The sequence below is a fragment of the Nonomuraea antri genome (assembly GCF_013283785.1).
Lineage (GTDB): Bacteria > Actinomycetota > Actinomycetes > Streptosporangiales > Streptosporangiaceae > Nonomuraea > Nonomuraea antri.
Map to the genome: position 1 here is coordinate 1 of NZ_JABCPZ010000454.1, position 3,059 is coordinate 3,059.

Here is a 3,059-nt window from a genome sequence, read left to right on the forward strand (position 1 = left end):
GTGGGGTGGCGGGGCGGGTGCTCGTCGATGCGGGCTATGGCGCGGCGTTGGCCGGGGCGGTGGTGGCTGGGCGGGCCGGTGGTGATCTGCGGTTCTCTCGATGAGACGGTGCGGGTGTGGGATCCGGCGACGGGGGAGCCGGTGGGGGCGCCGCTCGCAGAGGGATGCCGCTTGTTGTCGGTGTCGGTGTCGGTGTCGGTTTCGGGGTTGGTTTTGGGGCCGGTGTCGGGCTCGGGATGGGTGATCCTGTTGCGGTTCTGGTGACCGATCTCGACGGTGATGAGGACCAGGGGATCGTGCAGGTGCGGGATGTACGCACCGGCCGGCCCGTCGGGGTGCCGTTCGGTGCGGAGTGCGAGGTTTCGCTGGCCGCAGCGGCGTGGGTGGCGGGCCGGCCGGTGGTCGTGACGCGGGGTGGGATCACGCGTTGCGCCGCGGGGACCCGCTGACCGGCCGTCAGTTCGGCCCCTCGATGGCCACGAACGCCCGCGCGCACGCGCTGGTCACCGGGGTGGTGGCCGGGCGTGCGGTGGCGGTCAGCGGCGAGTGGCACGACGGCCGCGGCCGGATCAGAACATGGGACCTGGAGACGGGGAACCTGGCGGCGGGGTACCCGGCGTCGGGGCACCTGGAGACGCAGGACCCGGCGGCGCGGAACCCGGAGACGTGGGACTTGGCGGCGGGGGAGCAGACAGCCGGGGAGCGGGCGGGCGCGGCGCCGGTTTTCCTCGCGCGGATCGGCGCGCTGGCGATGAGCGGAGACGGCCGGCGAGTCGTGCCCCCGCGAGTCACGTCCGGCGTGGGTCACACACAGCGTGGGTCACGCCGTGCGGGTCGCGTTCGGTGGGTCAGCAGAAGCGGGTTTCGAAGAGCTTGGTGAAAGTGCCCAGGTAGTCGCTCCAGTCGCCGTTCAGGTTGCTCACCAGCGTGTGGTTGCCGTGGCGGTCGCCCATCACGTACGTCACCGACCCCTGGATGTACCCGCCGCCGCCCCACAGCGTGACCCCGCAGGAGAGCCGCTGCGAGTAGACGCCGAGCCCGTACCGGGTGTTCGGGACCCAGTCCGCGCCGTCGGTTGGGACGGTGGTGAACATCTCCTTCTGCATCGCGGGTGACAGGAGGCGTCCGCGCATCAGGGCCTGCTGGAATCGGTGCAGGTCGGAGGTCGTGGACACCATGCCGCCCGCGGCGCCCGCCCAGCTGAGGTCGGCGTTGGTGACGTCGTGGACCTCGGTGGGACGTCCGGCCTCGTCGAACTTGGAGTAGTGGCGGGCGTGCGGCTCGCGCAGCGTGTCGTCGGCGTCCGGCAGGTACGTGCCGGTCAGGCGGAGCGGCCGGGCGATCCTGCGGTCGATCTCGGCGGCGAGCGTGGAGCCCGTCGCGCGTTCGACGATCATGCCGGCCAGGGTGTAGTTGACCTTGGAGTAGATGAAGCGCTTGCCGGGTTCCTCCGGTCGCGGCGGGGTCTGGCCGGGGACGGCGTCGGGGAGTCCGCTGGTGTGGTTGAGCAGGCGTCTGATGGAGATCTTGGTGCCGTCCGCGCCGAGGTGTTCCTCGACGACGCCGGGCAGCCACTTCGCGAGGGTGTCGTCCAGGGTCAGTTCGCCCTCGGCGGCCAGTTGCAGGACGACCGTGCCGGTGAACGCCTTGGTGTAGCTGCCGATGCGGAAGTGCTCGCCGGGGCGGCGCTTGCGGCCGGTGGTCAGGTCGGCCACGCCGGCGGTGGCGAAGAACGGCTTCGTGCGTCCGTGTCTGAGTTCGAGTACCGCGCCGGGGACGCCGCCGTCGCCGACGCTCTGGTCGAGTACGCGCTGCAGTGCGGCGTGGTCGCGGTCGCGGCCCGCGGCGGACGCGGCGGGAGCGGTCATGGCGCTGCCCGCCAGGGTGAGCAGGACGGCGGCGAGCAGGCCGGCCTGGGTGCGGAACGTGGGCATGGAGGTCTCCTTCGAGCATGACGGAACGGCCGGAGATCGGCGTGGATCGCCGCACGACGGGATCGACGCACGACGACGATCCAGCGGCACCGCATCGCGCGGTGCCGTGCGGCGCGTAAGCAACCGTAGTTGACTATCTCGCCGTTAGTCAACGCGAGTTGCTTAGCAACGTCGGTGGCGTCCCCCTCCGATGCTCGGAGCCCGGTGTGTCAGCGGCTCACCGTGGTCTCCCGGTCCATGTGCGACAGCTTCTCCGGATTGCGCACGGCGTACAGCCCGGTGATCAGCCCGGCCTCGAAACGCATGGTCAGGACGGCGTCGAGCTCCCCGTCGATCCGGACGATCAGCGCCGGGTGACCGTTGACCTGGGCCGGGTGCAGCGTCGCCACGGCGGAGATCCGGCCGAGCACGAGGGCCACCTCGCCGGCCCCCACGATCGGGGTCGCCGCGGCCCGCTTGAGCCCGCCGCTGTCGGCCAGCAGGACGACGTCCGGCGCGAGGACGTCGAGCAGACGCTGCAGCTCACCCGTTTCGACCGCGCGCTGGAACGCCTTGAGCACGCCCTGCGCCTCGGCCGGGGAGACGACCTCGCGCGGCCGGCGCGCCGCGACGTGCGTCCGGGCGCGGTGCGCGATCTGGCGGACCGTGGGCCGGCTCTTGCCGACCGCGTCGGCGATCTCGTCGTAGTCCAGGTCGAACACCTCGCGCAGCACGAACACCGCCCGCTCGGTGGGCGTCAGCGTCTCCAGCACCAGCAGCATCGCCGTCGAGACGCTGTCGGCCAGCTCGACGTCCTCGGCCACGTCCGGGGTGGTCAGCAGCGGCTCGGGCAGCCAGGGCCCGACGTAGGACTCCTTGCGCCGGCCGAGCGTGCGCAGCCGCTTCAGCGCCTGGCGGGTGGTGATGCGCACCAGGTAGGCGCGCCGGTCCCGGACCACGGCGAGGTCCACGCCCGACCAGAGCAGCCACGTCTCCTGCAGGACGTCCTCGGCGTCGGCGGCCGAGCCGAGCATCTCGTAGGCCACCGTGAACAGCAGATTCCGATGAGCCAGAAAAGCCTCCGTCGCCGGCCCGATCTCCGCCCCCGGCCCCGCTCCCGGCCCCGCTCCCGGCCCCGCTCCCGGC

Annotated in this window: 4 protein-coding genes; 1 reads left to right on the forward strand and 3 read right to left on the reverse strand. The window is 72.2% G+C overall.

Translation table 11 applies throughout. The annotated features are described in order from the left end of the window. Window positions 1-164: 164 nt before the first annotated feature. Window positions 165-449 carry a hypothetical protein gene (locus HII36_RS58465; RefSeq protein WP_173531220.1) on the forward strand — a complete coding sequence of 95 codons (285 nt, stop codon included), beginning with the start codon at window positions 165-167 and terminating at the stop codon, window positions 447-449. Window positions 450-456: 7 nt separating this feature from the next. Here HII36_RS58465 and HII36_RS54265 read toward each other — a convergent pair whose 3' ends face one another. The 3 genes from HII36_RS54265 to HII36_RS54275 all read right to left on the reverse strand — a co-directional run bounded on the left by HII36_RS54265 (window position 457) and on the right by HII36_RS54275 (window position 3,010). Beyond that, on the reverse strand, window positions 457-792 hold the full coding sequence (locus HII36_RS54265; RefSeq protein WP_173531221.1) for a hypothetical protein: 336 nt from the start codon (window positions 790-792) through the stop codon (window positions 457-459). Window positions 793-848: 56 nt separating this feature from the next. Continuing rightward, the gene (locus HII36_RS54270; protein WP_217371119.1) at window positions 849-1,934 is read right to left on the reverse strand and encodes a serine hydrolase domain-containing protein; all 1,086 of its coding nucleotides are present in this window, start codon (window positions 1,932-1,934) and stop codon (window positions 849-851) included. A 209-nt stretch (window positions 1,935-2,143) separates the two neighbouring features. Then, complete coding sequence (locus HII36_RS54275; RefSeq protein WP_173531223.1) at window positions 2,144-3,010, reverse strand: RNA polymerase sigma-70 factor; 867 nt, start codon at window positions 3,008-3,010, stop codon at window positions 2,144-2,146. Between the last annotated feature and the right edge of the window lie 49 nt (window positions 3,011-3,059).